Source organism: Sulfurimonas hydrogeniphila (genome assembly GCF_009068765.1).
Lineage (GTDB): Bacteria > Campylobacterota > Campylobacteria > Campylobacterales > Sulfurimonadaceae > Sulfurimonas > Sulfurimonas hydrogeniphila.
The window spans coordinates 2,035,018-2,057,022 of record NZ_CP035534.1 but is presented as its reverse complement, the minus strand read 5'-3'; the positions used below and the strand labels follow the sequence as shown (position 1 = coordinate 2,057,022).

Annotated in this window: 22 protein-coding genes and 1 tRNA gene; 13 read left to right on the top strand and 10 right to left on the bottom strand. The window is 35.0% G+C overall.

Annotated elements, in window-relative coordinates; all coding sequences use genetic code 11:
• A complete protein-coding gene (locus ETP70_RS10815) occupies positions 1–864 on the bottom strand; it encodes an IS3 family transposase (RefSeq protein ID WP_230973341.1) in 864 nt (287 codons plus the stop codon).
• Here ETP70_RS10815 and ETP70_RS10810 point away from each other — a divergent pair.
• Positions 834–1,940 (top strand): transposase, encoded by a 1,107-nt coding sequence (locus ETP70_RS10810; protein WP_151901189.1) that lies wholly within the window; start codon positions 834–836, stop codon positions 1,938–1,940. The genes ETP70_RS10815 and ETP70_RS10810 overlap by 31 nt on opposite strands.
• Before the next feature lie 174 nt (positions 1,941–2,114).
• On the opposite strand, the gene ETP70_RS10805 is transcribed toward ETP70_RS10810, so the two are convergent.
• Positions 2,115–2,408: a HigA family addiction module antitoxin gene (locus ETP70_RS10805; RefSeq protein WP_223176100.1), complete on the bottom strand. Its 294-nt coding sequence runs from the start codon at positions 2,406–2,408 to the stop codon at positions 2,115–2,117.
• A 10-nt stretch (positions 2,409–2,418) separates the two neighbouring features.
• Positions 2,419–2,730, bottom strand: a complete 312-nt coding sequence (locus ETP70_RS10800) for a type II toxin-antitoxin system RelE/ParE family toxin (RefSeq protein ID WP_151901187.1) — start codon at positions 2,728–2,730, stop codon at positions 2,419–2,421.
• Positions 2,731–3,322: 592 nt separating this feature from the next.
• Between ETP70_RS10800 and ETP70_RS10795 the strand changes: the two genes are divergently transcribed.
• Together ETP70_RS10795 and ETP70_RS10790 are read left to right on the top strand one after the other, a co-directional pair.
• Positions 3,323–3,574 carry a hypothetical protein gene (locus tag ETP70_RS10795; protein WP_151901186.1) on the top strand — a complete coding sequence of 84 codons (252 nt, stop codon included), beginning with the start codon at positions 3,323–3,325 and terminating at the stop codon, positions 3,572–3,574.
• Positions 3,575–3,797: 223 nt separating this feature from the next.
• Positions 3,798–3,998, top strand: a complete 201-nt coding sequence (locus ETP70_RS10790) for a hypothetical protein (protein ID WP_151901185.1) — start codon at positions 3,798–3,800, stop codon at positions 3,996–3,998.
• A gap of 496 nt (positions 3,999–4,494) precedes the next feature.
• Here the strand turns inward: ETP70_RS10790 and ETP70_RS10785 are convergent, their stop codons facing one another.
• Both ETP70_RS10785 and ETP70_RS10780 read right to left on the bottom strand, forming a co-directional pair.
• Positions 4,495–4,779 (bottom strand): XRE family transcriptional regulator, encoded by a 285-nt coding sequence (locus ETP70_RS10785; RefSeq protein ID WP_151901184.1) that lies wholly within the window; start codon positions 4,777–4,779, stop codon positions 4,495–4,497.
• Position 4,780: 1 nt separating this feature from the next.
• On the bottom strand, positions 4,781–5,110 hold the full coding sequence (locus ETP70_RS10780) for a type II toxin-antitoxin system RelE/ParE family toxin (protein WP_151901183.1): 330 nt from the start codon (positions 5,108–5,110) through the stop codon (positions 4,781–4,783).
• Between the two features lie 176 nt (positions 5,111–5,286).
• On the opposite strand from ETP70_RS10780, the gene ETP70_RS10775 reads away from it, so the two are divergent.
• Positions 5,287–5,532, top strand: coding sequence for a type II toxin-antitoxin system Phd/YefM family antitoxin (locus ETP70_RS10775; RefSeq protein WP_151901182.1), 246 nt, complete (start codon positions 5,287–5,289; stop codon positions 5,530–5,532).
• A 2-nt stretch (positions 5,533–5,534) separates the two neighbouring features.
• Complete coding sequence (locus tag ETP70_RS10770) at positions 5,535–5,795, top strand: Txe/YoeB family addiction module toxin (RefSeq protein ID WP_151901181.1); 261 nt, start codon at positions 5,535–5,537, stop codon at positions 5,793–5,795.
• A gap of 60 nt (positions 5,796–5,855) precedes the next feature.
• Here ETP70_RS10770 and hepT read toward each other — a convergent pair whose 3' ends face one another.
• From hepT to ETP70_RS10750, 4 genes are all read right to left on the bottom strand, one after another.
• Positions 5,856–6,260, bottom strand: a complete 405-nt coding sequence (hepT, locus tag ETP70_RS10765) for a type VII toxin-antitoxin system HepT family RNase toxin (protein ID WP_151901180.1) — start codon at positions 6,258–6,260, stop codon at positions 5,856–5,858.
• Positions 6,250–6,612: a type VII toxin-antitoxin system MntA family adenylyltransferase antitoxin gene (gene mntA, locus ETP70_RS10760; RefSeq protein ID WP_151901179.1), complete on the bottom strand. Its 363-nt coding sequence runs from the start codon at positions 6,610–6,612 to the stop codon at positions 6,250–6,252. Before mntA ends, hepT begins: the two co-directional genes overlap by 11 nt.
• A gap of 136 nt (positions 6,613–6,748) precedes the next feature.
• Positions 6,749–9,100: an HD domain-containing phosphohydrolase gene (locus tag ETP70_RS10755; protein ID WP_151901178.1), complete on the bottom strand. Its 2,352-nt coding sequence runs from the start codon at positions 9,098–9,100 to the stop codon at positions 6,749–6,751.
• Positions 9,101–9,115: 15 nt separating this feature from the next.
• Complete coding sequence (locus ETP70_RS10750; protein ID WP_151901177.1) at positions 9,116–11,278, bottom strand: CHASE2 domain-containing protein; 2,163 nt, start codon at positions 11,276–11,278, stop codon at positions 9,116–9,118.
• A 71-nt stretch (positions 11,279–11,349) separates the two neighbouring features.
• Here ETP70_RS10750 and ETP70_RS10745 point away from each other — a divergent pair, with 71 nt between their 5' ends.
• Genes ETP70_RS10745 through ETP70_RS10735 form a run of 3 tightly spaced genes read left to right on the top strand, consistent with a single transcriptional unit; the run spans position 11,350 to position 15,483 of the window.
• A complete protein-coding gene (locus ETP70_RS10745; RefSeq protein ID WP_151901176.1) occupies positions 11,350–12,516 on the top strand; it encodes a tetratricopeptide repeat protein in 1,167 nt (388 codons plus the stop codon).
• A gap of 12 nt (positions 12,517–12,528) precedes the next feature.
• Entirely contained in the window at positions 12,529–14,025 is a 1,497-nt protein-coding gene (locus ETP70_RS10740; RefSeq protein WP_151901175.1) for a FecR family protein, read from the top strand.
• 27 nt (positions 14,026–14,052) lie between these two features.
• A complete protein-coding gene (locus ETP70_RS10735; RefSeq protein ID WP_151901174.1) occupies positions 14,053–15,483 on the top strand; it encodes a DUF4214 domain-containing protein in 1,431 nt (476 codons plus the stop codon).
• A gap of 2 nt (positions 15,484–15,485) precedes the next feature.
• Here ETP70_RS10735 and ETP70_RS10730 read toward each other — a convergent pair.
• Positions 15,486–15,562: transfer RNA gene (locus ETP70_RS10730), tRNA-Thr, on the bottom strand.
• 79 nt (positions 15,563–15,641) lie between these two features.
• Here ETP70_RS10730 and ETP70_RS10725 point away from each other — a divergent pair.
• The 5 genes from ETP70_RS10725 to ETP70_RS10705 all read left to right on the top strand — a co-directional run bounded on the left by ETP70_RS10725 (position 15,642) and on the right by ETP70_RS10705 (position 22,004).
• Positions 15,642–16,097, top strand: coding sequence for a hypothetical protein (locus ETP70_RS10725; protein WP_151901173.1), 456 nt, complete (start codon positions 15,642–15,644; stop codon positions 16,095–16,097).
• Between the two features lie 109 nt (positions 16,098–16,206).
• Positions 16,207–17,598 carry a SapC family protein gene (locus tag ETP70_RS10720; protein ID WP_151901172.1) on the top strand — a complete coding sequence of 464 codons (1,392 nt, stop codon included), beginning with the start codon at positions 16,207–16,209 and terminating at the stop codon, positions 17,596–17,598.
• A 17-nt stretch (positions 17,599–17,615) separates the two neighbouring features.
• Positions 17,616–19,415 (top strand): type I secretion system permease/ATPase, encoded by a 1,800-nt coding sequence (locus tag ETP70_RS10715; protein WP_151901171.1) that lies wholly within the window; start codon positions 17,616–17,618, stop codon positions 19,413–19,415.
• 14 nt (positions 19,416–19,429) lie between these two features.
• Positions 19,430–20,725 (top strand): HlyD family type I secretion periplasmic adaptor subunit, encoded by a 1,296-nt coding sequence (locus ETP70_RS10710; RefSeq protein WP_188109987.1) that lies wholly within the window; start codon positions 19,430–19,432, stop codon positions 20,723–20,725.
• Entirely contained in the window at positions 20,715–22,004 is a 1,290-nt protein-coding gene (locus ETP70_RS10705) for a TolC family protein (RefSeq protein WP_151901169.1), read from the top strand. Before ETP70_RS10710 ends, ETP70_RS10705 begins: the two co-directional genes overlap by 11 nt.
• Position 22,005: the final 1 nt, after the last annotated feature.

Here is a 22,005-nt window from a genome sequence, read left to right as displayed (position 1 = left end):
CTAAGCTGCTGTTTCAACTTGTAACATCATTTTTTCTTCAAACTCAACAGGTGATAAATTACCATTTGCAGAGTGCATTCTTTGTCGGTTATAATAAACTTCGATATACTCGAATATAGCTTGATTAGCCTGAGCTTTTGTCTCAAAAATCTCATGGTAAATGAGTTCAGTTTTGAGTGTATGAAAAAAGCTCTCTGCCACCGCGTTATCCCAACAGTTCCCTTTGCGTGACATACTTTGAACGATTCCATGCTGTTGTAATAAATCCTTGTGAGTATATGAAGCGTCTTGACTGCCTCTGTTGGTACCCCAAGGGCATTTGTCACTTCGTTCGGGCATATGCCAGATCAAACCTTTTTGAGGCTTTCTTGCAATAAGTGCCATATTTAAAGCGTCATTCACAAGTGATACTTTCATTGTATCATCCATCGACCAGCCAACGATGCGACGGGAGTATAAATCTATGACAGTAGCTAAATAGAGCCATCCTTCATTTGTTGGAATATAAGTTATATCTCCAACATATTTCTCATCAGGATAAGAAGCATAAAAGTCTCTGTTTAAAATATTCGGTGCAACTGGTAGATTATGATTGGAGTTTGTTGTATTGATTCTATAGCGTTTTTTCGTCTTTGCAACAAGTCCCAGCTCACACATTATACGCCCTATGCGACGACGAGAAACAACAAAGCCATACCTTTGCACTAGCTTATCCTTAATACGCCGTGTACCGTAATTTTCTCTACCCTGCATGAAGATAATTTCAATGAGTTCATTAAGTTTTTTATCTATCTGTTGCATCTGGCATCCTTGCTTTATCCAGTGGTAATAACTTGCTTTATCGACTTGAAGTATCCTACACATCACTGCTTGACTCTACTGTTCAAGAGAGTAATTTAACATTTCCTACAGATGGAAAACTTGCCCTTAAAATAATAATTCACCTTTTAAAGATTGCAAATAAAGAGAATATCAAACTCAGAAGAAGCTACGTAAAAGAACTGAAACAACTTCGTATGCAACTTCGCTTCTATCGTCATCCTCGTAAGATAAAAACAGCTCTTGGTGCAATGAAGCGTATACGAGCAATAGCAAAAATAATTATGAGAGATATCCAGAGGAAGATGGATGAAGATACCCTTAAAAACTATCACTCTAAATTTGAGTTTTATCTCAAAGTATTAGCACAAGAGAGAAATGATAAAAATAAAGTTTACTCTCTTCATGAAGTAGATGCCTATGCTATCAATAAAGGTAAAGATCATAAAGGGTATGAGTTTGGTACGAAAGCTTCTATCGCTACTACTAAAGAGAGTGCAATTATTGTAGGTGTTGCTGCACATAAAGAGAATATTCATGATTCAAAAACAGTATCTGATGTTTTAGATAGTGTCCATAAGAGCAGAGAAACAGCAGTAGCAGAAGGAATATGTGATAGAGGTTATGTTGGAGTTAAACAAGTAAGCAACCATTATGAGTCACTCTATGTCACTTTTTACCTAATGCTTGTCTATTTGCAATATCACCAAAAAACTTTTATCATAACTCAGTTTTTAAAAGCGATAGAGATGATACCTATACCTTATGAGACTATAATCTCTATCCCCTCAAAAGTAAGAAAAAAAGATACACCTCAAGAGTTAGAAATAAAACGACAAAAGTTTAGAAGAAGAGCTGCCATAGAACCTGTTATAGGGCATCTCAAATCAGACCATAGAATGGCAAGAAACTTTTTAAAAGGTTTCAAAGGTGATGAGATAAATCTTCTATTGGCTGCGAGTGCCTTTAATCTTAAAAAGTGGATGAGACTCTACTTTTTTGCACTTTATATTGGAAATTATTCCTTTGCAATTACAATTTTTAGCAAGATTAGGAAACTTCAATTTTTACAAGATAAAATAATCTTAATATTTTATTTACGAGTGATTAAAAAATGCTGATTTAGAAATACTGGAGTTTGTTGAGGCTTGGTTTTTCAGGAATGACTATATATAGTACAGATTTTGTGACTGCAGATATATTTACATGTAAAAAGCATTGGAAAATAGTAGATTATTTTTAAAAAGGTACCAGGCACCATTTTGTTGAGGCACCATTTTGTGCATCTTGCAATTTTATGCTGCATAATGCGAAATATGTGTTAAATTATCTTTCTCTTTTTCATATGTTTTATACAAATCATAAGCATTTTGAAGATTCATCCAAAACTGAGGAGTGGTTCCAAAATACTCTGCAAGTTTTAATGCCATTAAAGATGTAATACCACGTTTTTCATTGTAAAGTTCACTTAATGTTTTAATGCCGACATGAAGGTCTTTTGAGAGTTTTGCCTGTGTTAAATTCATAGGAATTGCAAACTCTTCTTTTAAAATAACTCTAGGGTGTGTACTTGGTCTTATTGCTTTCATCATTTCTCCTTTATTTGTGATAGTCTTCTATATAAACATCATAAGCATTTGAGTTCTCAAAACGGAATATTACTCGAAATTGCTCGTTAATTCTGATGTTACAAAAACCTTTTAAATTCCCTTGTAAATGCTCAAATCTATTTGAAGGCGGTATCCGTAAATCATTCTCAATAAAAGCAGCATGAAGCATATCAAGTTTTCTTTTGCCAATATTGTTTACAGCTAAGAGAGATAAAAATAATATCTCTCCTAGATGTGTATATCCAACCTTATTCTTCCTATAATCTGGTAATTGTCTAAATTCTTCTAGTAATGCTTGCATTTTTATCTCCTGCTGTTTGCAGAAGATAAGCAAAATTTGATCCACTTTCTTTAAATGGTGGTTAAACTTGAATTACCGTGCTCTTATGTTAAGTAAACCGCATTTTTATCCTTTTTATTGTATAATTGTTTATGACATTACAGGAAAGGAAAGATAAAAAAATATTTATTCTTATGACAGTAAATGGAGCCATCGGTGGCTTTGGATTATCTGTATTTGAAAAAGAATTAGGGTAGGTTTATTATTACTAATTCCTTTTTTATTTTTATCATTTGGTATAGTGTTAGCTTATTTAAAATTAAATAGATTAGAAATACTAATAAAGGATTTAAGAGATGAGTAGTTTAGGAATATTGATATATAGTACAGGTTTTGTGACTGCAGCTATGATTGCTATATTTGCATATAAAAAGCATTGGAAAATAGTAGATTATTTTTAAAAAAAAGGTGTCAAGAAAATGGTGCCAAAGAAAATGGTGCCAGGCACCATTTTGTGTTTTCTTTTTGCATCCACCAAACAAACCTTTTTCCCTCAGAATAAGCATTATGTTACTCCAATCATTCTTTATCTTTTTTATTGTATAATAATCTTATGACATTACAGGCACGGAAAGATAAAGTTGATATTATTGCTAAACTAATTGATTCTCTTTACAAAAAATTAATTATATTATTAGCAATTGATGGAGCGTTTGGTACATATGCGCTAAAATATATAGCAGATTCAAATATGGTTGGATATGTATTTGCTGTTATTTTTATATTTGTATCAATAGCAATTTTTGTTACTTATATAAAAATGAATTTATCAACTAAAAAACTTGAAAGGATATCTGATGAATGAAATAGGAATCTTAATAATACCACTAGGTTTTATATTTGCTGCTATTATAGGTTTTTTAGCTGTTAAAAAGCATTGGAAAATTGCAGACTGGGTTTAAAAAAAGGTGCAAAAAAAGGTGCCAGGCACCATTTTCACCAAACCAACTTTTTTTCTTTCTTTCTTCGACAGAAGTCCTCTTATGTTAAGCAAACCGCATTCTTATCCTTTTTATTGTATATCGTTTATGGCTAAAATAGATAAAGCAAAAGAAAAGCTTGGTGAAATATTTATGACACTTGCCAACTTATTATTAGTATTATTTCTTTTCAATACTTATATGCAAAAAGATAATTACAGTATCGGTGTTGTTTTATTATCAGTTTATGGTATAGTAAATTTATATTTAATTGGTTATATACTTATCAAAAAAGCTAATGAGGAATGAATTATGGAACTAGCAATAGCAATAGCAGTTATAGGAACTATAGCTTTGGTTGTAGGTTTAAAACTTATATATAAGCCGCATAAACCAAGTCACTAAAAAAAGGGTGCCAAGCACCATTTTGTGCATTCCCTTTTTTTCTTTCTTTTTTCACAGAAAATCTTCTTATGTTAAGCAAACCGCATTTTTATCCTTTTTATTGTATAATCAACTATGTATGAATTACTAAAAAATATAGGATTAGGATTATTTGTTAATGGTACTTATGCAATTATGAATTCTGATATTAATTTACATACGATTTCAATTACTGCAGGTTCTATATTAATTATGGCAACAATGATACATTTTGAAAAAAGGAGTAAATAATGGATGGACAAACAATTATTTCAGTGGTTACTTTAGTCTTAGTTATTTTTTCAACTTATCTATTAATAAAAGAAAAATTACAACATCATTAAATAAAAAGGTGCCAGGCACCATTTTGATTTTGTGGGCTTTAAACAATAGCTATATCTAACCTTTTCCCAAGTGCAGATGTGGCTGATTCTAGTGTTTGCAGTGTCATAGAATGGTTTTGAGGGTTTAACAACCTATCTACAACTGCTCTACTTGTGTTCATCATTTTAGCCATTTTTGTTTTTGTTATTTTTTGAGCTTCCATCTCTTGCTTTATTTGATATGCTATTATTCTTTTTACAGCTGTTGTTTCAGCATCTACAAGCATATCTTCCTCTTTTAAAAACTCATCAAAATCACTTTTTATATTTGGTTTTAATTTCATTTTATCTCCTTTGCTCTTTAAGTGCTAAATCAATCTCATTTTTAGGTGTTTTTTGACTTTTTTTTATAAAACCATTCAATAAGATCATATACTCATGCTCAACAGTAAAAATAATTCTTGCTATTCTTTTATCGGTTATATTACTTCTTACTTCATATAATTTGCTCTCAAGCCTTCTGCATGCAGGCATACCAATAGAAAAACCATATTCTACTGTCTTTATATCATCACCCACTATTTTTCTATCTTCTTTACTTAAACTTAATAGCCATTCTCGTACTGGCTTATTTCCATTAGCAGATATATAAAATAGTGAAGTAATTTTTTTCATAATCAAATTGTATCAAAAAAGATACATTTTATCAAGAAAAGGTGCCAGTCAGGCACCATTTTAATGCCATTTAAGGTGCCATTTAAGGTGCAAAGCACCATTTTGTGCATGAGAAACATTGACATATCATATATCCTTTAGCTATAATGACAACATATTGACAAAAGGAGTTTTTCATGCAAGCTGTATTTTATTCACAAGCAAGAAATAATCTCAGAAGTATCATAGATAAAGTCTGTGATGACTTCGATGAGTACATAATTACTACAAAAAACAACAAGTCTGCTGTCATCATGTCTTATGATGAATATAGTTCCCTGAAAGAAACTCTGTATCTATTGGGTTCAAAAAACAATAGAGATAGACTAAACGATGCTATTGAGCAGATTGAAAGCAGTAAATTCATTACAAAAGAGATTTAAATATGCTTATAGGGTTTGCTGATAAAGGCTGGGAAGATTATCAGTATTGGGTACAAAATGATAAAAAAGTATTAAAAAGAATCAATACACTTCTTGAAGATATCAAGAGAAATCCTGATGATTCAAACGGGCTTGGAAAACCCGAGAGACTGAAGGAAAATTATCAAGGCTATTTTTCAAGAAGAATCACATCTGAACATAGACTGGTTTATAAAATCATCAATGGACTTATTGTAATAGCACAGTGCAGGTATCACTACTAAAAAGAAAAGATGCCATAAAAAAGGTGCCAGGCACCATTGTGTGAGGCACCATTGTGTGCATCAAATATTTTCAATATAAGAAATATATTGTTCAATATCATCTAATTTATTTAATATTTCATCGCATATAAAAGCATAGTCTATCTTTTCATAATCATGTGCTAAAAAATTTCTAAAAGAAGCGATTTTTGCAAAATTGTATGCAAATTCTCTCGGGATAATTCCATGTTCTCCAAGTATATCTATAGCTTGGTAATAGCTTTGAGGATTAGGTAAAGATTTACTTTTTATAACCATTTCTGCAAGTGAGATAGAACCGTCACTCACTAAATACAAATAATGCAAAACAGCACCCTCAAACATAGCATCTTTTAAAAATCTCTCTTTGCAATCTGTTTTATAACTTTGTAAAAGTCCTATATAGTACTTAAGCTTTGCAATCTTTGCATCAATTTTATGCTGCATTTATGTACCTTTTAAAAGCTTTAAAATCCAATATTTGATGTTGTTTTTTGAGTTCAAAATCAAATCTTTGTTGGGAGTCTTTGAGAATAATGCCGTCTTTGAGTATATTTTCTAATAAAAAAATATTTTTCACCCTGTTTAAAATAACTATATCTACATTTTTATTGAGGCGTTTGGAGAGTTTATAAGTAATATCAAGCTGTGTGTCAAACGAAGTATCTTGCAAATAAAGTGCTATATCAACATCACTCTCATCTGTTTGTTCATCTGTACTATAAGAACCAAACAAATAAGCAAAAATGACACTATCCATTGAAGCCAACCCTTCTGTCACCTCGTCCAATATATCCAACTTTATATTCCTTTTTTGGCTTTATTATAGCATAAAATGATATTTAAATGGCAGATCAAGTAAATAAAAAAAGGTGCTAGGTACCATTTTTAGGCACCATTTTTGCCATTTTTTTTACATCTGTTAAATTTACCAATTATAAATCACTAAAATCCAGTTCTACTTCATCTATACTGCTTTTTGGTAAAAATTTTTTGGCATATTCTTTGTAAAGTCCCGAGGTGTAAAAGTATTTGACAAGATTTTTGTCGAGTTCATTCTCTTTTGCCATAAAGTATAAAATTTTCATTGCAAGGGAGAGAGGATTGGCTTTTTTGTATGGCCGGTCACTTGCTGTAAGTGCTTCAAAAATATCGGCAATGGCAAGGATGCGGGCTTCAAAAGATATTTCATCTCCTTTGAGCCCTCTGGGGTAGCCTTTACCATTAAGTTTTTCATGATGACTGCCGGCAATTTCGGGTATGTTTTTATATTTTTGAGGAAAAGGCAGTTTTTTTAAGATTTCAAGGCTGATTTTTGCATGGTCATTTATAATCTGTCTTTCTTCTTTTGTCAATGTTCCTTTGCGTATACTCAGGTTATAGGCTTCATCTTTTGTCAGCACCTTGTATGCTTTATTGTTAATCTGATACACTTTGTCCGCCAACATTGTGAAAAGTGCCACATCCTCATCTGAGGTAAATCCGGCAGCCTTGTTACTTTCTTGTATTTTATCAAAATAGTTTTCTAGCTCTTTTACAGTGTCTTCAAAGGTTTTTTTATCTATTTCTTTTTTAAGACAGGCAATTTCATACTCTTTTTTTATCAAGGCTATACGTGCTTCTATCATATAAACTCTGTCATAAATTGTTTCAAGTTTTGTGGCTTTGTCCACAATCTGTTCAGGTGTGGCAAGTTTGCCTATGTCATGCATCAGCGCTGCAAAATTTATCTCTTGTAGCTGTTCTTTTGTGTAGGTTTTGTTTTGAAAGATTTGATTCTCTTTGTTTACGGCATTTGCAAGCATTAAGGAAAGCTGTACCATCCGTTTTATATGTCCGGCAGTGTAGGGGGATTTTTTTCCTACAGCATAAATAATGCTCTTTAAAAAAGCTTCAAGCAGATTTTCAAGCCCTGCTATGAGTTTTACTTTTGTGATGGCAACGGCAGCCTGTGATGCGAGTGAGAGTGTAATCTGTTCATCATGTTTGTTAAAAGAAACAACTGTGTCATTGAACAAATCGAGTTTGTTGATAAGCTGTAAGACTCCGATTATTTTGTTTTCATGGTCACGCAAAGGAATAACAAGCATAGATTTGGAACGGTAACCGGTTGATTTGTCAAAGGCTTTTGTCCCCTCAAAAGAAAAACCTTCCGCTTCGTAGACATCTTGGATGTTGATGACTTTGCCCTCAAGTGCACACATAACCGCAACCATTTTTTTGTTTGGACTGCCGTCTTCAAGATGCATAGGCAGAGGGGGCCATGTGATGGCAGCACTCTCCCCTCCCATTTTTATGCCGAGAGAGTCTGTCTGTGCTACAGTAAAATGGAGTTTGTCATTTTTTAGCAGATAAAGCGTTCCTCCGTCGGCCTCTGTTATCTCTCTGGTATATTTGACAATATTCTCTAAAAGTTTGTTAATGTTTTGTTCATAAGAGAGTGCTATGCCTATTTTATTCAGTTTTTCTATTTTATGTTCCGCAGAATCAAGAGATCTTCGTTTTATGCCTTTTTTGTAAGTAATGATATCTCCGTCATGAATGATATCTTTTTTCCCTATGCCTATAGCATGGAGTTCTTTTTCTATGAGATCTTTATACATCGGTTTTATGTGGTTAATATATATTTTGATGTCCTTGCGCTGCAAATACTGCATATCATCATGCAAAAACTGACTTGTAAGATGTTTACTCTCCTGTGCAACCTTTGAAAGTGCATTTGGAAAAGAGACATCAATGATAAGCGCGTGTATGTTGGGATGCTTATTAATGTATTTCCAAAGTTTTTCATTTTTAAATGTATCTGCAGAGTAAAAAAGTGCATCTTCTCCCTGTTCGATGATATAACCATAACAGGGAATCGAGTGTACAGAAGCAAAAGGAGTGAGGCTGATATTGTTCTCAATTGTATATTTTTTATTTTCTTCGATGGCTACAAAGGCAAGGGAAGGTTTGTTTGTCCCGGGGATATTGATTTTTGTAAAATCAGGCCAGATGTCATTGTTGAAAATATTTTTATGCACTATCTGCAGGCTTGTCGGATGTCCGTAGAGTGTTAATGTCTCTTTGCGGGTTTCAAAAAAACTGTCAAGTAAAAAGGCAATGTCCACTATATGATCCAAATGGGAATGTGAAAGAAATACAGTATGAATCTCTTTGGCTTTTTCATTTAAAGAGTGCATGATATTTCCGGCATCTATGAGTGTGTGATTGCCCAACTGTATACAAGTAGTATAAGAATCATTACTGACACTGCCGCCAGCACCTAAAAATTTTATGCCTTGCATTGCAAAAGCTCCTTTTTATTTGTTTGTAAATGTAAAAACACCGTCAAAATCTTTTGGTCTGTTGTGTATATAATATTCACACCTTTGTATATATATGGTATAAAGTTTTTGGACGTTTGCATTGTTAAGCCGGGTAAACAATTTTTTTGCCTCTTTAAAATGACTGTTTTTGTACAATTTTAAAGCTTCTGTATAGATTCTAGTATCATTTTCATTAAAATTCACCCAGTGTTTTTCTTTGTATCCCATACATTCATAGATTGTAACCGGTTTGTTTTTGCCTTTTACCCGAACGGTATCAAGTTCTCTCAAGAAGTAGTTGTCTTTCTTGAGCATTTTTTTTGTATATTCACTCAGTATGATTTTACTTGCATAGACTTTGCACAATCCCTCTGCCCGCGATGCCAGGTTGACAGAATCTCCTATACAGGTGTAATCACTTCTTCCTATGGAACCCATTTCTCCGACAACACTGACACCTGTATTGATGCCTATACCTATATTTATATTTGGTTTTTTTTCTTTGCTGAGTTTTATATTTAATGTCTCAAGCCGTAGAATCTGTTCTATTGCAGACTGCAGGGCTTTATCCGGATGATCTTGCACATCTGTGGGTGCATTCCAGTATGCCATGATGGCATCACCTATAAATTTGTCGACAGTACCTTTATATTTTGTGATAATATCCACCATAGGGGTCATATATTCGTTTAGGAGGTTTATAAGACTTTTTGCAGAATCCATTTTTTCAGATATAGAGGTAAAGTCTCTTATATCACTGAAAAGTATGGTTATCTCTTTTTCTTTGACATCAAAAGTATCCGAGTCTGCATTTGCAATGAGTTCTTCAACAACGGCTGGAGAAACTTTTGTGGCGAATTTTTGTTTGATTCTCTCTTTCTGTCTGGATTCAAGGAAGTAGTTGACAGCTTCTCCAATAACAAACAAAAAACTGATGCCTGCCAAAGGAAACAGAGTATTGATAAGCAGTCCCTTTTCAGTCATGGTATAGTAGTGCATAAAGAGCAGTCCTGTGATGAAAAGAGTTAAAAATGTAAAACTGAGCATAGCATTCGGGATAAGCAGCAGCCCGAATGCTATGCTCAAAGAGAGAAATATATCAACTATGTCAAAACCGATAATCCATGAGGGACGGGCAAGAAATTCCTGGTTGAGTATGTTGTCAATTGCTGTTGCATGGACTTCAACACCAGGGTAAACACTGTCAAAAGGCGTGCTTCTGAGGTCAAGCAGTCCGGCTGCTGTTGTTCCGACAAGTACAATTTTTCCGGCTATCTCTTTTGGATCAATTTTATTTGCATAAATATCACAGGCAGAGATATATTTGTATTTGTGCTGTCTTCCTCTGTAATTGATTATCATTCTTCCAAATCTGTCGGTAGGAATAGTGATTTTACCTATACGAATGGATTCTACTCCTTTTTTATAATAATTGATAACAACTTTTCTCTCCCCAAGTGCCAATCTTGTAAGCTCCAGGCTTAAAGAGGGGTAGAGCAGACCACGGTACTCCATAATCATAGGAATACTTCTCACCACACCGTCTTCATCCGGTATGGTATTAAAATATCCACTGGAATAAGCGGCATTTTTAATGACAGGGATATTTACAATGGCCCTGTAAGGTTTAATCAGAGAAGATTTTTCCGGTTTGTTTTTTTCTATAATAATTGCAGTTGTTTTTGGAAGGGTTTCTCTTTTTTCCAGGGTATCATTTTTCAGTGCAAAAACATAGCCCGTAACAGTAGGTGATGCAGCAATTGTTTCTGCCAAAATTTTATCATAATCTTCTGCTGCTATATTTTTCAAACCAAGCTTCTGCAGCACAAGTTTTGGAGAACTGTTGTCTTTTTCTGCAAACACAATATCCAAACCGATAATACCTGCACCGTATTGTGTCAGATGCTCTAAAATCGTAGCAATTTTGTTTCTGCTCCATGGCCACTGTCCGAGTTGTTGAAGACTTTTTTCATCAATATCAACAATAACTATACGATCATCTGCTGTTTTGTCTCCTCTTGCAAGAAACATTACATCATTGAGTTTATTTTCAAACAGCGAAAAGAAGGAAGGGTATTTTAAATAGGCAAACATGGATATAAGTGTAATATTGACAAAAATGAAAAGCTGCATCAATATTTTTTTATATTTGTTCATACATGAATGATAACATATTTTAAGGAAAATCAATTTAAAGTATACTATACTTTAAAAAAAGGAATTAAAACATGCGATTTATATATATTTTATTATTTGCAACTGTTCAGCTTTTTGCTTCTGTGTTTTCAGATGCAGTGACCCTGTATAAAGAAGAGAATTTTGTGCAGGCATATGAAAAATTTTATATATTACATGTAAAGGAACCTGAAAATGAAAAAGTAATACTCTATCTGGCAAAATCTTTATACAATCTGGGAGAACTTCAAGACGCCAAAAAACTTTTTTTGATTTTAAAAAAAGCCGAATTTAAAAAAGAGGCACAATATTATCTTAAACAAATTGATCGAACAAAACGACTGCATAAATATTTTGTCCTTTTGTCTGCAGGGACAACATATGACAGCAACATCAGAAACAATACCTATGAACCTGTTACAAGTTATAACTCGATTATTTTAAGCAATGACACAAATGCTGTAAGTGATATCTTTATAGACAAACTTGTTTATTTCTCCCATACTTATACAATGCCGGACTACCCGTTTACAACATGGGAAGACAGTGTTTTGCTTTTTCACAGGAATGGTTTAAAATACTCTGATCAAAATATGTTGTATACTTCTCTTGCGAGTGGACCTGCTGTACATAAAAACGGATATACTCTTAGCCCGCAGATACTTCTAAATGATTTAAATTATGCCGCACGGCATTATATGTACACATATGGTCTGGGCGTGAAACTTTCAAAAGTGTTTTTTCAACGTTTGCGGACGAAAATGGATATTGCCTTTAAAAAAGATAAATTTGTTCATGATGAAGATAAAACAAAAAATGACAATATAGCTTTGTATAAACTCTTTGCAATGTATAATCTCACAACACAGACTGCTGTAAAATGTACTGTGGCATACCAAAAAATAAGAAAAGAATTCGGAAACAGAACAGATATCAGTCGAGATGAATATATATTTGAAACAGGCTACAGCAGAACATTTATAAAAAAATATGCTTTTGCTGTAGATGCAAAATATGAAAAGAGACATTTTATCGATCATGATGTCAGTTTGGGAGAAAGAGAAGACAGAAGAAAAACGTATGGGACAACAGTCTCAAGAAGTTTTTACAAAGTATATAATCTTTCTTTGAAATACAATTATATAAAAAACGAGTCAACAATCAGTGCTTTTGCCTATAAAAAGAATACACTGAGCCTCATGTTGTCCCGGTATTTTTAAAAAGGAATCATTATGAAGATTTTTAAAATAGTTTTGTTAATTTTGACATGTACGGTTGGGGTACATGGGAGTATAGGTTCTTTTGCTCTGCTCAAAGGAGATGTCCATATTTTGCGAGACAACAGATCTGTCAAAGCCTTTGAATCTCTTCCAATAGAGCGTAAAGATATAATAAGCACGGCTAAAAATTCTTTGGCAAAAATTGTTTTTAAAGATGACACAGTTATTACTCTTGGTGAAAAAACAATTTTTAAAACAGAGGAATATTTTTTTGATACTGCGCAGGAATCAAAAGCAGACTTTAAAGTCAGCAGAGGATTTTTCAGGGTTATAACGGGAAAAATAGGAAAAATAGCACAGGAACGTTTTCATCTCAAAACAAGAAATGCCACAATCGGTATCAGAGGAACAGTTTTTGAAGGAACAACAGGGGAAAACGGAGATTTCATACAGTGTATTGAGCATGCAATTGTTGTGTGTGCTTCAGGAAGCTGCCAGGATGTACAGGCAGGAGAGTATACTTTTGTTCCTGTCGGAGAAGCACCGCAGGAACCAAAAACAGCAAAAGAACAAAAAAAAAGTGTGTCTGTTGCAACACAAGAGGTAAAAGTAAGCAAAAGTGTCAATACAGCTGTAAGTGCAAATACAGAGAGTGCAATACAGCAAACCGGTAATTTTAACCAAAATTCTGTTGCAACTGCAGTGACGAATGAAGTTGAAACACAAATAGATACAGCAAAAAGTCTGGCACTGGAATATGAACAGACTGCCCTTCAGGCAAAAGAAAATGCATTGCAGGCGGCACAGGCAGCAACAGAAGCTGCAAACAGTGCCAACGAGGCCTTTAACAGAATTGTAGAGGCAAAAGAGAATGTTACAGCTTATGAAATCAGTGCGTATGAGGCTGCACAGGCAGCAGCGGATGCAGCTGCACAGGCGGCAGCGGATGCGGCAAGAGAATCAGCGGCTGCAACAGCGGCTGCAACAGCACAAGCACAGTCAGAGAGCGCACAGAATACAGCAAATGATATACATCAGCTGACACAGGATGTGACAACTATAGAAACTTTGGCATCTGAAGAATTAAATACTGCCAGAAATCAGGCAGACATAGCAACACAAAAAGCAAATGAGACTCTCTTGGAAGCGACACAGACAAGTTTTAACGCTCAAAGTGCACAAACAGAAAACAGTCTCAGTCAAATTAATATTTTAAAAGATGCAGCAAAAGAACACTCAGATCTGGCTGTATCGCTCTCTGAAGATGCTCAGACAGCGAGTGATAAAGCCGTTGCTGCAAATCTTAATGTGCAAATATATAAGGAGCAGGCAGTGCAGATAGAAAGTGATGCCGCTGCAAAACTTACTCAGGTGCAGAATGCACAAAGTACAGCCGAGGATGCGGCGACGCAGGCAAAAGAGGAAGCAGATGCTGCCGCTGCTGCTGCCAATCCTGGTCCCGACACTGGACCAGGGAGCGGTACCGGCGATCAGGAAATTTCGTATTAGTTAGTATAAAGCCGGTATAATACTGTTATGACTACACAAGAATTGGTTGATGGTTTAATATATGGTGATAAATGGGACAAAACAACGGTTTCTTTCTCCTTTAAGAGTTCAAGACTCAGTTATGAACTTGCTGCAGATTATGAAGGCAGTGTCACAGTATCAGCAGCACTCAAAAATGCTGCTTTTAAAATATTTGATTATATTACTGCTCTTATAAATCTAGATTTTATATATGATGCAAGCGGAGTAGGAGATATAGTCATATCTGACAAAAATATGTCAGATTCGACAACTCTCGGATATGCCTACACTCCTTATTCTGATGTGAAAAGCCCTTCTGGAGATATTTATATTTCTGCAGCTTTTAATGATGAGGATTTTAGCTATGGAGGGCTTGGTTATTCTGCATTGATGCATGAAATAGGGCATGCTCTTGGACTAAGCCATCCTTTTGGAGACGGTTTTTACCCAGGTGTAGATATACATGATACCGATATGTCCTATAATCCTTATAACGGCATCAATACTTTTACTTCCTATCAGGCAGCGGATATTAAGGCATTACAGACTATATATGGTGTGAAAGAGGATACAGGCGATACCTTGTATGATTTAAATGCGTTGCTTTACAGCCAGAAGATATATGGTAACTTTCAGACAACAGGGAATATCGCAACTATTTATGATTTTGGAGGGAATGATACAATTTCACTTGAATCTCTCAGTGCATCAGGGAATGAATATATTGATATAAATCCGGGTGCACAAAGTATCATTATAAATGGTCAAGTGAAACACTATCTGGCATTAACTGAAGATACTTATATAGAAAATATTGTCGGAAGTCAATCTTCTGATACAATTGTTCTCAATTCTCTCAATAATAACGTAGATGCAGGGAATGGGTATGATACTGTGTATGAAGAAGGTATTACCTGGGTGCCGAGAGTGGATTATTTTAACAATACTATTGTAGTAGCGGGAACAGATACCGGTTTTGATGTGCTTACAAACGTAGAAGCACTTTATATTGACAGCGTTGCAGTAAACCTTACTGCCTACCAAAGAAGTACTGTTTTTTATACTCAAAGCAGTGAAGCGGCTATAGGAAGACTTTACCTTGCTGTTTTGGACAGGGTTGCAGACAGCGCCGGTTTAAACTACTGGGTAAATAACCTTAACAACGGACAGAGTATTAACGATATTGCAAACTCTTTTGTACTTTCTGCTGAGTTTAGCTCTTTGTACGGTGTTTCACAGACAAATGCAGAATTTATAAATTCTCTGTATGAAAATGTTTTGTTTCGAAGCGCAGATACCGACGGTTTACTCTATTGGGAAGAAGCAATGAACAAGGGATTTACACAGGCTGATGTGGTTGTAGGGTTTTCAAATTCGCAGGAGTTTATTGATTTGACAGGTATTTATTTTCAGGATAATACTATGGTCGTGATATAAAATGGTGCCGACACGAGGATTTGAACCCCGGGCCTGCTGATTACAAATCAGCTGCTCTAGCCAACTGAGCTATGTCGGCAAATATTGTAGAAGCAGAATAATATCTAAAAAACCTTGAGCAAAGCTAAAACCAGTGAAAAAAAGATATAATTTGCGTTATGAAAAAAACAGTAACTGCACAAACATTTACACCAATTTATGATGTGGTAGAAGACCGGATACGCTTTGTCATTAATTATGAAGACATACACAACCGAATAGATTTTATGATTACAAGAAATTTTATTTTAGATCTGATTCCGACTGCCCAAGAGTTTCTTGAAAAACATTTTTCTCTTGATACTCCGATCCGGACAATACAGGAAAATAAAAATTCTGCTGTATCAGCACGGACAGAAACTGACGGAGTCAATCTTGAGCTTTATAGAACAAAAGAAGAGTTGCTTATGGAAGTAAATTTTACCTTACAGGCAAAAAATGAGATAAAAATATCATTGGCATCTCAAAATATTCTTGCAACAGCAGTTGTAGATGCTTTTGTTATGCAGGAGATATTTCATGTTTTAAAAAGTGCGATACCAAATATTAACTGGGGAATTGCAGAAAATTTTTAAATCACTATGGCACCAATTATTTAAAATAAAAACAGTGTCGGAGTGATTTAATAAACAATAAAGTTTTATTCTACTACAATGCATTCTGAGAATAAATCAAGGAATTTGCTTGGCACGGAAAACCAGAGTTTTTGTAGAGAATTTATCACAGCATGTACTTTTAAAGAGTATCAATGATATGGTGCTTTTTAAGGACAGTGATGATTATACGGTATTTATGAACATAGTAAAAGAGCTCTCAGCAGATAATTTACTGCATATTCATGCCTACAGCTTGCTTAGTCAGTGTTTTGAATTTTTGGCTACTCCGGCAGCACCTGATACTTTGCCAAAGTTTATGCAGAGTTTGGGACGAAGATATGTCGGTTACTATAATAAAAAATACCAGCGCAGTGGCACACTGTGGGAAGGAAGATATAAAGCTTCTCTTGTAGAGGACAAATCTTTTTTATTTGATGTCATGATATACATTGAACAATTGGCTGGGAAAAATCATTCTTTTAGCAGTATAGGTAAAAACCTTTACAGTAGAGCAGACAGTATTGTAAGTTATCATCCAATGTATAAAGAATTGGGCTATACAGATGAAAAAAGGGTTGAAGCGTATGCAAAACTTTTTAATGAACAAAAAGATGAAAAAAAGATTTCTTTTATCAAACATTCTCTGGAAAAACAAAGTATAACAGCAACTCCTGAATTTATAAAAGAATTAGAATCACTTGTCGGAATGACACTGGCTTCAAAAAGTCGAGGTCGTCCAAAAAAACAAACCAAAGAAAAAAGGAAAACCATGTATAAAAATTTAGTAGTCTTAGACAAAGAAAAACACAAAGACCTTAAAATAGCGGCAATGGAAAATTTAAACTTTGCAAAACAGAGTGCTTTTATTCCTGTTTTAGCCAGTGAAGTGGCAACAGTAGGCTCGAATTTTCCTGTAGTTTTCAGTGCGGATGAAAATCCTTCACTTATTGCGCTTGTATCACTTGGCGGTGACTCTTTGGCAATTAATGAAGAAGGAAAATGGATTACACAGTATGTTCCGTCGTTTTTGAGAAAATATCCGTTTGCTTTGGCAAGTACGAAAGAAAATCCGGAGCAAAAGGTCATTCTCATAGATGAAGAATCACCGCTTGTTTCAAAATCAAAAGGCAAACAGCTTTTTAAAAAAAGCGGTGAGCAGTCAGAACTGTTGACACATGCCATAGAATTTTTGACAAATCATGAAAACCAGGCAGTGATTACAGCCAATGTTGCCAAAGTGATTAGTCAAAGCGGTATTCTTGAAGAGAGAGAAATTTCTGTAGGTGAAGGTGATGAGAAAAAAGTTCTTGTGAACGGATTTAAAGTGGTCGACCGAGAAAAACTCAATGCACTGAGTGATGACATATTGGCAGACTGGGTAAGAAAAGGTATTATTACTTTGATAGATGCACATTTGGAATCACTCAAACACATAGAAACGCTTTTTAAACTTACAATGCAAAAACAAAATATAGCCTAATAATCGGATGAGAAACAATGAATAAAAAACAATCAAAAAACAGTGAAGCAGCATTATCGTTGGCTGAAATACTTAAAAAGTCTAAAAATGCTTTTGTGCATGCGGGTCTTTTCAGCATGTTTATAAACCTGTTGATGCTTTTGCCGTCAATATATATGTTGCTGGTATATGATAAAGTTATGGTGAGCCGAAGCATGGATACGCTGATTTTGCTGACTGTTTTAGTGACAGGATTGTTTTTTGTTCTTGGCGCACTGCAAATGATTCGTTCACGAATACTTGTTCGGGTGGGGAATAAAATAGATCTGGATATGAATACAAAACTTTTTGACACTATTTTTGAAACAGCACGGTTAAAACCCGGACAGGTTTCTTCTTTGCCGATGAGTGATCTGACAAAATTGAGACAGTATTTGACGGGACAGGGGATTTTTGCCCTTTTTGATGTGCCATGGTTTCCTTTTTATCTTTTTGTAATGTATCTGTTTAGTCCTTTTCTTGCAGGATTTACAATTTTTGCTGCCTTGGTTATTGTTATAATTACCATCATAAATGAAAGAAGTACAAAAAAAGATCTTGAAGAGGCAAACAAACTCTCAAACAAGGCAAATTTCTATATCAACAAAAATATACAAAATGCAGAAATTATTCATGCCATGGGGATGCAGGAAGATATTAAAAAAAGATGGTACAGACAGCATATAAAATTTTTGCATACACAGTCGCGAGCAAGTGACAATGCGGGAAAATGGTCCAACCTGAGTAAAACACTGCGACAGTTGTTTCAGTCATTAACCTACGGTATCGGTGCTTATCTGGCTATTAACGGAGATATTTCTGCCGGTACAATTATTGCGGGGGCTGTGTTGCTTGGGCGTGCTTTGGCACCGCTTGATTTGCTTATAGGTTCATGGAAAGGTTTTGCGGATGCAAAAATTGCCTATAAAAGACTTGATGCCCTGCTCAAAGATTACCAGGAAGAAAAAGAAACTACTGAACTGCCTGCACCTAAAGGGCATATTACAACAGAAAATATTATTGTTATTCCTCCGATGGCAAAACTTCCGGTGCTCAAGGGAATTAACATTGATATACCGCAGGGCATTACCGTAGGTATCATAGGGGCAAGCGGCAGTGGAAAAACGACATTTGCAAAAGCCATCTTGGGTGTCTGGCCTATCCAAAGCGGTGTAGCAAGAATTGACGGAGCTGATATTCATCAGTGGGACAGTCAGAAACTTGGAAAATATATAGGCTATTTACCACAGGATATAGAACTTTTTGAGGGAACAATTGCAGAAAATATAGCCAGACTTGGCGAAGTAGATGATAAAAAAGTTGTTGCAGCCGCGCAAATGGCCGGTGTTCATGAAATGATACTGAAACTTCCAAATGGCTATGATACTCCAATAGGCAATGGCGGCGTTGGACTTTCAGGCGGACAAAAACAAAGAATAGCACTGGCACGTGCTGTATACAACAACCCGGTACTTGTAGTACTGGATGAGCCAAACTCAAATCTTGATGCCGAAGGAGAGATGGCGTTGAATAACACCATTTTACACCTAAAAAGTATAGGCTCAACAGTCCTGGTTATCTCCCATAAGATGGATATTTTAAAGGTAACTGACAGAGTAGCACTTTTCGGCGGAGGTACACTGCAGATGTATGGTCCGACAAATGATGTTTTGGCAAAACTTAATGAACAGGCAGCAGCAAAAGCACAACAGGCAAAACAGCAGGCACAGACAAAAACACAAGCAGCAGGCAAACAGACAGCTATGCCAAAAGTTTCGTTAAGCAAACCGCAAAAGTAATGAAGGATAAGAGTATGCAAAAAAATCAAGAACATGAGTTACCACCACACGATACAACAAAAGTAATCAAGTATGGCCTGTTTATACTGCTGTTAATGGTTGTGTTGCTGGTATGGGCAGCGTTTAATCCGCTTGAAACATCTGTGGTTGCTCCGGGAAAAGTTTCTGCGGGAGTTTATAAAAAAACTGTTCAAAATCAGTATGGCGGTACAATAAAAAAGATTTATATAAATAATGGTGACAAGGTACAAAAAGGTGATCTTCTTATCAAACTGGATGATGTGGAAATAAAGTCAAAACTTGCTATCGCAAAAGCGAAATATCAAGAAACCATTGCGCTTGTAGCTCGACTCGAAGCACAGAAAGAGGCAAGAGAAAAGATAGATTTTCCAAAAGAGCTGCAAAATCAAAATGCACGAAGTACTCAACTGAAAATATTTAATGTAACGCATAAAAGCAACAACAAAGAGAGAGAAATTACCAAAAACAGAATAACTGAACTTGAAAATCAGATGAGCAGTCTCTCTTCAATGGTAGCAAGTAAAAAACAAAACCTGGAAGCTGTTGCCGAAGAAATAAAAGAACAAAAAGAACTTTTTAAAGAACGGCTTGTAAGCAATGAACAAATACGAAAACTGCAAAAAACATACAACAGTTTACAGGGTGAAATTCTCAGTAACTCTTTTGATATGGCAAAACTGAAAGAACAGATAGTCGAAGCAAAAAATCAGCAGTTGTTAAGAGAAAAAAAGTTTCAGCAGGAAATATTGGAAAAATATGCAAAAGCCAAATCGGATGAAGCAGATTTGCGGTCTCAAATCATTGCTTATGAGGATAAGCTGCGCAAAACAAATATCAATGCACCCATCAGTGGAACAGTGGTTGGTCTGAATATACATACAGTAGGCGGTGTTATAAAACCGGGAGAAGAAATTTTAAGTATTGTGCCTCAAAATGAACACCTGATTGTAGAAGCACAGATTCAGACAAAAGATATCGACAAAGTACATAGAGGGCTTGAAGCAACATTGAAGTTTCCGGCATTTAATGTCGCACAGCTTGACATAGTAAAAGGGAAAGTTATTTATGTTTCGGCAGACAGTTTTACGGAAAAAAGAAATGGCACATCCTACTATATTGTGAAAATAGAAGTTACAGATGCGGGGAAAAAAGAGTTGGAAAGTAAATCAATAGTACTTTTACCGGGGATGCCTGCTGAAGCAATGATAAATATAGGACAAAGAACTTTTTTAAGTTATATTGTCAAGCCTTTTAGAGATATGCTCGGGAGAAGTTTCAATGAAGAATAAAATATATGCAGGTATATTGCTTTTTATTGTTGCAGGTTCCCTAAATGCAGAAGTGCTGACCTTTTCGAGGGCCTACAATCTGGCTTTGGAAAATTCACATGCAGTCAAGTCATCAAGTTACATGTATCAGTCAGAAATACAAAAGCTAAAAGAGGAAAAATCTGCTCTTTATCCGCATTTGAATCTTTCTGCATCATATAAAAAGGCGAGATACTATGCTACGGATGTCAGCAAACAGACGGTAGCAAACTATGCACTCTCTTTAAAGCAAAGTATATATAATGCAGGAACTTATGCGAGAATCAATCTTCAAAAGCAGCGTGAAAAATATGCTGATATAGATGTAAAACAGAAAAAAATAGCATTGACACAGGATACAATGCAAGCATATCTTGATGCCATGCGTTCTGATGCAAAAATAAAACTTTTAGAGTCCCAGATAGCATACACCCGTTCTATGCAGACAAAAATACAAAAACAGTTTGTGATGAGACTTTCAGACAAAGTAGATTTGTTAGAGATGCAGGTAGAATATAATTCGGCAAAAATAGAGCTGGATAAAGAAAAAAAAACATATAAAACGTATGTGCAAAAACTGCAAGAATACACAGGGAAAAAGAGTATTGAAATACCACAAATAAAGTTACACAAAGATATGCAGCCCCTTTTGTACGATATGCAAAGAGCTGCGAGCGGTCAGGTAGAATCTGTGGATGTAAAACAATCAAATATAGTGCTTAAAATGAAAGAGTATGAAATTAAACAGGCAAAAGCAGGGTATTATCCCAAAATAGACCTGGATGTAGTCTATTCTAAATCTGATATGAATTCTCTGACAATTCAAGATCCTTTTGTGAAAACAGAGTATGCAGTAGTGAGTTTAAGTATGCCATTGTATGACGGTGGATACAATTCCGCTGCTGTTGAAGTGGCAAAACTGATAAAGCAGGCAGCTTATGAAGACTTGCAAAATACAAAAAAAGAGGTCAATATGAAGTATGAAAATGCGCGTTCTCTTTTTTACTCTTCTATGGACTCTGTGAGTCTGTATGCCGAAGCACTGAAGTCTGCACAGCAGTACATTGATGCGGTAAAGATAAAATATGACAGAGGTTTGAGCAGTATTATTGAGTATAACAAAGCAAAACAAAAACTCTATAATATACGCTATAAATATATCAATAACTTGTATGATATGCTACAATCCTATATAAAGATTTTGGCTGATACAAATAATATGAAAAACATTGAAATACTGGATAGATTTTTAAAGGACTGAT

Coding starts and splice junctions, on each gene's coding strand:
- ETP70_RS10815 (WP_230973341.1), bottom strand. CDS start 864: ATGTGTAGGATACTTCAAGTCGATAAAGCAAGTTATTACCACTGGATA.
- ETP70_RS10805 (WP_223176100.1), bottom strand. CDS start 2,408: ATGAAAGCAATAAGACCAAGTACACACCCTAGAGTTATTTTAAAAGAA.
- ETP70_RS10800 (WP_151901187.1), bottom strand. CDS start 2,730: ATGCAAGCATTACTAGAAGAATTTAGACAATTACCAGATTATAGGAAG.
- ETP70_RS10795 (WP_151901186.1), top strand. CDS start 3,323: ATGACATTACAGGCACGGAAAGATAAAGTTGATATTATTGCTAAACTA.
- ETP70_RS10790 (WP_151901185.1), top strand. CDS start 3,798: ATGGCTAAAATAGATAAAGCAAAAGAAAAGCTTGGTGAAATATTTATG.
- ETP70_RS10785 (WP_151901184.1), bottom strand. CDS start 4,779: ATGAAATTAAAACCAAATATAAAAAGTGATTTTGATGAGTTTTTAAAA.
- ETP70_RS10780 (WP_151901183.1), bottom strand. CDS start 5,110: ATGAAAAAAATTACTTCACTATTTTATATATCTGCTAATGGAAATAAG.
- ETP70_RS10775 (WP_151901182.1), top strand. CDS start 5,287: ATGCAAGCTGTATTTTATTCACAAGCAAGAAATAATCTCAGAAGTATC.
- ETP70_RS10770 (WP_151901181.1), top strand. CDS start 5,535: ATGCTTATAGGGTTTGCTGATAAAGGCTGGGAAGATTATCAGTATTGG.
- hepT (WP_151901180.1), bottom strand. CDS start 6,260: ATGCAGCATAAAATTGATGCAAAGATTGCAAAGCTTAAGTACTATATA.
- ETP70_RS10755 (WP_151901178.1), bottom strand. CDS start 9,100: ATGCAAGGCATAAAATTTTTAGGTGCTGGCGGCAGTGTCAGTAATGAT.
- ETP70_RS10750 (WP_151901177.1), bottom strand. CDS start 11,278: ATGAACAAATATAAAAAAATATTGATGCAGCTTTTCATTTTTGTCAAT.
- ETP70_RS10745 (WP_151901176.1), top strand. CDS start 11,350: ATGCGATTTATATATATTTTATTATTTGCAACTGTTCAGCTTTTTGCT.
- ETP70_RS10740 (WP_151901175.1), top strand. CDS start 12,529: ATGAAGATTTTTAAAATAGTTTTGTTAATTTTGACATGTACGGTTGGG.
- ETP70_RS10735 (WP_151901174.1), top strand. CDS start 14,053: ATGACTACACAAGAATTGGTTGATGGTTTAATATATGGTGATAAATGG.
- ETP70_RS10725 (WP_151901173.1), top strand. CDS start 15,642: ATGAAAAAAACAGTAACTGCACAAACATTTACACCAATTTATGATGTG.
- ETP70_RS10715 (WP_151901171.1), top strand. CDS start 17,616: ATGAATAAAAAACAATCAAAAAACAGTGAAGCAGCATTATCGTTGGCT.
- ETP70_RS10710 (WP_188109987.1), top strand. CDS start 19,430: ATGCAAAAAAATCAAGAACATGAGTTACCACCACACGATACAACAAAA.
- ETP70_RS10705 (WP_151901169.1), top strand. CDS start 20,715: ATGAAGAATAAAATATATGCAGGTATATTGCTTTTTATTGTTGCAGGT.